Here is a 6,295-nt window from a genome sequence, read left to right on the forward strand (position 1 = left end):
TGTTATTGTGGTCAGCAGTCCTTCGGCAGTTCAGCATTTATCGGAACTGACTGAGAAACGGCAACCTTCCGACATTCGTTTGGTGAGCATTGGACAGATCACAACGGGGGTAGCGCTGGAATCAGGATTTTCACCTCTGGCAACTGCCGATCCGCCCGGTTATGATAATCTTGCGCTGTGCGTGCTACAGGTATTATTTGGATTCAATCAAAAAAAAAAAACAATTATGAGCTTTCCAGTTACGCGCCTCAGGCGTTTAAGAAAAACCCCGGCCATACGAGCTATGGTTCGGGAAACAGATGTTACCGCCGATGATTTGATAATGCCATATTTCGTTTGTCCCGGAGAAGGGGTGCGCAACCCGATTCGATCCATGCCGGGAAATTTTCAACTTTCCGTGGATCAGTTGGTTCAGGAAGTGAAAGAATTATATCAGACAGGCATTGAAAAGATCCTGCTTTTCGGCATTCCGGAGGAGAAAGATCAGGACGGCACGGTTGCCTGCAGTCACCATGCTATTGTTCCCCAGGCGATAAAAGCTTTGAAAGCAGTTCTTCCCGAAGTTTTGATCGTGGCAGATGTTTGTAACTGTGAATATACTGAACACGGGCATTGCGGTACCATAGTGGATGGTGATGTGGACAATGATGTCACTTTGGAGACCTTATCGCGGCAATCTGTTGTGCTGGCGGAGGCAGGAGCTGATATTATTGCTCCGAGCGATATGATGGACGGACGGGTGGGGGCTATTCGAAAAGCTCTGGATGACAGTGGTTTTAAGAATACACCAATCATTGCTTATTCCGCCAAATATGCATCAGCCTTTTATGGCCCTTTCCGGGATGCAGCCGAAAGTGCTCCTAAGTTTGGCAACCGTTTCACCTATCAGATGGATCCTGCCAATACGGATGAAGCCCTGCGTGAAGTGGCTGAAGACATAAAAGAGGGGGCGGATATGGTAATGGTAAAACCTGCGTTGAGTTATCTGGATGTGATTCACAGGGTAAAGAGTCATTTCAATATGCCTGTTGTGGCCTACAATGTGAGTGGAGAATTTTCAATGGTAAAAGCCGCAGCCCAGAACGGATGGATTGATGAACAACGTATTATCAAAGAAATTTTGACTTCCATCAAGAGGGCAGGAGCTGATGTTATTATTACTTATCATGCCAAAGAGTTTGTAATGAATTCAAAAATCTAACGATCTTTTAATATGAATACAGCCAAAAGTAAAGAAGCATTTCAAAAGGCTCTTCGACTAATGCCCGGAGGAGTAAACTCCCCCGTGCGGGCATTTAAAAGTGTAGGAGGAGATCCACTGTTTATTGAAAAAGGAAAAGGTTCCCGGGTATGGGATATTGACGGCAATGAGTTCATCGATTTTGTAGCCTCCTGGGGCCCGCTGATTCTGGGACATGCCCGTGAAGAAATTGTGGAGGCCGTGAGAGTCGCTGCCGGCAAAGGAACCAGTTTTGGAGCCCCCAATTTGATGGAAACTCAAATGGCCGGACTTATTGCTGATATGGTTCCTTCGGTGGAGAAAGTTCGGATGGTAAATTCAGGAACTGAAGCTACTATGAGTGCTCTACGGTTGGCGAGGGGATATACGGGACGTGAAAAAGTTGTAAAATTCGCGGGCTGTTTTCACGGTCATTCCGACAGTTTTCTGATACAAGCCGGTTCGGGAGCTATGACACTCGGTTTGCCTGACAGTCCCGGAGTTACCAGGGCAACAGCTGCTGACACGTTGGTGGCACCCTATAACAACCTTGAGGCAGTGGAAAAACTGTTTGAAACTTACAGTAATGAAATTGCTGCAGTGATAATTGAACCCGTGGCAGGAAATATGGGGGTAGTACCACCAGCGACCGGCTTTTTGGAAGGATTGAGGGAATTAACCAGTAAATCCGGAGCATTGCTGATATTCGATGAGGTAATTACCGGTTTCCGCCTTGCCCCCGGCGGAGCCCAGGAATATCTGGGTGTTTACCCCGATCTCACAACCATGGGCAAGGTCATTGGAGGCGGACTTCCGGTGGGTGCTTTTGGAGGAAAACATGAGATAATGGATCATCTGGCGCCCGAAGGGCCCGTTTATCAGGCGGGAACCCTCTCCGGCAATCCACTTGCCATGTCCGCAGGTTGCGCTATGCTTGAAATTCTGAAAGGAAATCCTGAGATATATAAACGTATTGAAGGAAAAGCCATTCGATTGGAAGAAGGGCTGAAAAATAATTTAAAAGAAGCCGGTGTGCCTGGCATCATTAACAGAGTCGGGGGTATGCTCACGCTCTTTTTTACCGAGGAAAAGGAGGTATTTAACTCCGAACTTTCCAACACTTCGGACACTTCCCGTTATGCCTCATATTTCAGAAGATTACTTGAGAAGGGTATTTATCTGGCCCCTTCACAGTTTGAATGCACTTTTGTCTCGGATGCCCACAGCGAAGAGGATATTGACCGATTGATTCAAGTTTCCAGGGCAGCGTTGGGGAGGATTTGAGCTGATGAACTGGTGAGAGGGTGAGGAAATGAGTGTTAAAAAAATATTTATGGAGAATTCGATATTACTGAATAAGTTAAAAGGTTTGGCTCCAGAGCGACCACCGGTCTGGTTTATGCGTCAGGCAGGAAGAGTGCTTCCTAATTATCAGGAATTGAAGAAAGAGTATTCTTTCCATGAGATGATGTCTGATCCGGAACTTGCCGCCAAAGTAACACTCATGCCGGTTTATGATTTGGGGGTGGATGCTGCGATTCTCTTTTCGGATATTCTGGTGGTTCCGGAAGCTTTGGGGATGGGAATGTCATTTACAGGAAAGGGGCCGGTTTTTGAGAAACCTCTTTTTCAGGTTGAGGAACCCTCTAAGATGCTGAATCCTGATTCATCAAGGCTTGATTATATATTTCGGAATATAGATACCATCATCCGAAAACGGCCATCCGGAACACCGCTTATTGGTTTTTGCGGGGCGCCGCTAACGGTTCTATGCTATATGATACAAGGCACAGGAAAGGACCCGAATTTCCCGGATGTAGTAAAGTACCTATACAGAAATAAATCTGATGCAAGGAAGTTGATTGAACACATAACAGAAATGACGGTTTTTTATGTTCGGAATCAGATAAAGCACGGAGTGGAAGTATTTCAGTTGTTCGACACACATGCAGGGTTGATCCCGGCTGAATTGTATCACGAGTTATTTTGGCCTGCCATTAAAAAGATCTCACTAGCCATTAGAGAAACAGACACTCCTTTTATTTTCTTTCCCAAAGGACTGGGAGCCGGACTCAAACATGTCACTCCCGAAATTGCTGATTTTGTCAGTATTGACTGGCAAATGCCATTGCGCCATGCCAGGGAGCTGGTGCATCCTGATGTGGGACTTCAGGGAAATATGGATCCGCGGTTGCTATATGCTAATGCTGATGATATTGAGGCCGCTCTGTTGGATTTGATACCTTTTTATCGTGAACATCCTGGTTATATATTTAATCTGGGCCATGGGCTTCTTCCTGATATTCCCTTTGAAAATGTGAAGCTTGTTGTTGACAAGGTAAAGAGTATGAAATGGGTGTAGGGATGACAGTGTTTATTACTTCCGACGTGGAAAATTATTCCTAAACTTATGTTGTGTCGGGGCCTGTTTTCGAAAAGTGGAAAACAGGCCCCGGTTTCATTGCTCAATGCCTTGATCGACAGAATGCTCCTGTGTTGGCAGAAGATCCTGTGGTATCTGACTTACTGTTTTACCTACTACAATCAGCAGAGGAGTGTCGATTATCAGTTTTTCCTGGCATAACCGGTCAAGTCTCGAAATAACTGCTTTGGACTGAAGATTGGAGATATTGCTCAAAAGTGCCACGGGAGTGTCCGGGGGCCATCCTTCTTCAATCAATCCTTGGGATATCTCACATTGTTTATTTGCTCCCATATAAAAAACCAGTGTGTCGGCTTTAGGGAAGGATTTTCCGGAAAGATCATGACCGGAGCAGAAAGCCACCGAAGATGCCACCTTTCTGTGTGTGAGCGGAAGAACATATTGGGCCGCAGCAGCGAATGCACTGGTTATTCCGGGGATTACTTCCACATCAATCCGGTTAGCCCGCAAGTGGGAAATTTCTTCTCCACCTCTTCCGAAAATAAAGGGATCTCCTCCTTTCAGGCGCACTACTTTTTTCCCTTCCTGCGCTGCTTCCACCAGCATCTTGTTAATCTCATCCTGCCTTTTGTGGTGTTTTCCACATCTTTTCCCAACAGAGACTTTCTGACCCGGAAAGCGATCAAGAAAAGGCACGTCCAGTAATGCATCGTGGAAAATGATATCTGCCTCCTGCAGGTGCTGATTGGCTTTAAGTGTTAGCAACCCCGGATCGCCCGGACCAAAACCGGCCAAAATGACTTTGCCTTTACTTCCAGAATGATGGGACGGAAGATTGACCGGGGAATCTGTTTTCATGTTGTAACCATTCTCTTCGCGGCTTAATTTGTCCAGGTGGCCTTCTGATTGTTCATAGATTTTTTGAATCTGGTTTCTGATTTCCACCGATTTTTTTGCATTCCGGGCATTAGAACTAACAGAAATGGTGGTGTTGCCCGTTTTATAGATTGCCGGTGAAATGAAATCACACAGTTTGGGCATGTCTGCCACACAAACAAGAATGTTTTTTTTGTGACAATCCTCACGAATCATTTCATTTGTGTGATTGCTGTCGGTACAGGCATATACCAGAAAGTAACCATCAAGATCGGCAGACTCATAACTTTTTGTTATGCAGGTGATCTCCTTATGTGCTTCCACTTCCGGGTCAAATGCTGTTGAAACAACAGTTATCTGAGCGTCAAAACGGCTAAGGCTTTTTATTTTTTGCAGGGCAACTTTTCCACCACCAATAAAAAGCACTTTTTTGTTGGTAATATTAATTGATATGGGTAAAAATTCCATTTGCGTTGATTCTAAGTTCATTGATGCTTTTGATGAATTAAGTGTCGATCAAACTTTTCGGATTAAAACAGACCAATGCTCACCCTTTTTATTGACTGCCACAATCTCATGTCCCTCTTCTTTTACAGATCCCGGTACATTGTTGATGGGCGCTCCGTCATCGAGCAGTATTTCCAGTAATTCTCCGGTTTTCAGTTTCGACAGTTCAATTTTCGTTTTTACAAAATTCATAGGACAAGCCACTCCACTGAAGTCCTTGGAATGGATATTTTCTTCTTTTTCTGCAGGGGCATCTGTCGGAACTTCAAATTTTTCTGGATCCCCGTGTTTTTTTGAAGTTTTGAACTGAAGAGAGTCGTCCATGCTGTCATAAAGTGCATTCACCTCTTTGTCCAAAGCAAAAACCTCATTTCTGAAAGAGACAATTTCCTCGTTTTTGTTTTCCATAGCCAGTGAAACAATGTTTTTGAGATTTTGACTGACATACCCTTCATCAATAAAATGTTCTGTAAAACCTGTAAATACCTCAGTCCGGGTTTTGGGTTCAATACCCCTTGTGACCAGCAACATCCGTGAGGCATGAAATACAATTTTATTTAGAATTTCTCCCTCACTTTCCTCCTGATGGTCGGTATTCTCCAGTTTTTTCTGCAGTGAAGAAACAGTATCACGGTCAAAATCAATCATGTCGAACATACCCGCCGAGCATTCGGGTTGTCCTTTCCCTTTAACCGAGAAGAGTTCCTGACCTCCCCAGTCGAAGTAATAATTTTTGTCGTCATCAAAAGAAGGTATTTCCCGGTATTTGTTCAGTAATGTCTTAATATGTTCCTCTCCCTCGCCCCTGAGGTAATTGTTGAAGTTGCCGTAGCTGTTTAGTTTTTTTGCATACTTTTCAAGGATTTCATGAGTCAGGACGGGTAAATCACGTGCGCTTATTTCTCCCAGATTTTTACCAAGTACAGCATCATTGGTACCTGTTTTTCCTCCTACTGTAACATAGTAGGCAGGGTAAAGGCGGTCGTTGCGTGATGCCTTACCGTAAAATCCCAAATCAGCAACCTGATGCTGACCGCAGCTGTTTGGGCACCCCGACAGATTTATGCGTATGTTGTGCAGGGAATCCAGGACTTCGGGATTTGAGGAGCTGATTTTTTTTCTGATGGCTGATGAGGCCCCCTTTGAGAGGCAAATGCCCAGCCGGCAAGTGTCGGCTCCGGTACAGGCTACCAGGTTGTTCAGGATGCGGGGCATACCGTTATCTGTTCCCAGTTGTGTGAGATAATCGAAAAGGGCATTTAGCTTGTTTCCCGGAATGTTGCGCAATCGGATAAGATCGGAAGAGCGTC

Annotated in this window: 5 protein-coding genes; 3 read left to right on the top strand and 2 right to left on the bottom strand. The window is 45.0% G+C overall.

Annotation, left to right across the window (positions count from 1 at the left end):
- Nucleotides 1–226 precede the first annotated feature (226 nt).
- From hemB to hemE, 3 genes are read left to right on the top strand one after another with little or no spacing between them, the layout of a single operon-like run.
- On the top strand, nt 227–1,201 hold the full coding sequence (gene hemB, locus QZZ43_RS05255) for a porphobilinogen synthase (RefSeq protein ID WP_367221275.1): 975 nt from the start codon (nt 227–229) through the stop codon (nt 1,199–1,201).
- Nucleotides 1,202–1,213: 12 nt separating this feature from the next.
- Nucleotides 1,214–2,503 (top strand): glutamate-1-semialdehyde 2,1-aminomutase, encoded by a 1,290-nt coding sequence (hemL, locus tag QZZ43_RS05260; protein ID WP_291856877.1) that lies wholly within the window; start codon nt 1,214–1,216, stop codon nt 2,501–2,503.
- A 49-nt stretch (nt 2,504–2,552) separates the two neighbouring features.
- Complete coding sequence (gene hemE / locus QZZ43_RS05265; protein ID WP_291856878.1) at nt 2,553–3,581, top strand: uroporphyrinogen decarboxylase; 1,029 nt, start codon at nt 2,553–2,555, stop codon at nt 3,579–3,581.
- Between the two features lie 96 nt (nt 3,582–3,677).
- Here hemE and cobA read toward each other — a convergent pair whose 3' ends face one another.
- Both cobA and QZZ43_RS05275 read right to left on the bottom strand, forming a co-directional pair.
- Nucleotides 3,678–4,967, bottom strand: a complete 1,290-nt coding sequence (gene cobA, locus QZZ43_RS05270) for a uroporphyrinogen-III C-methyltransferase (RefSeq protein ID WP_291856879.1) — start codon at nt 4,965–4,967, stop codon at nt 3,678–3,680.
- Between the two features lie 27 nt (nt 4,968–4,994).
- On the bottom strand, nt 4,995–6,295 hold a 1,301-nt coding region (locus QZZ43_RS05275; RefSeq protein ID WP_291856880.1), incomplete at its 5' end, for a sulfurtransferase TusA family protein.

The organism is Marinilabilia sp., from assembly GCF_016278715.1.
GTDB lineage: Bacteria > Bacteroidota > Bacteroidia > Bacteroidales > Marinilabiliaceae > Marinilabilia.

Coding starts and splice junctions, on each gene's coding strand:
- hemB (WP_367221275.1), top strand. CDS start 227: ATGAGCTTTCCAGTTACGCGCCTCAGGCGTTTAAGAAAAACCCCGGCC.
- hemL (WP_291856877.1), top strand. CDS start 1,214: ATGAATACAGCCAAAAGTAAAGAAGCATTTCAAAAGGCTCTTCGACTA.
- hemE (WP_291856878.1), top strand. CDS start 2,553: ATGGAGAATTCGATATTACTGAATAAGTTAAAAGGTTTGGCTCCAGAG.
- cobA (WP_291856879.1), bottom strand. CDS start 4,967: ATGAACTTAGAATCAACGCAAATGGAATTTTTACCCATATCAATTAAT.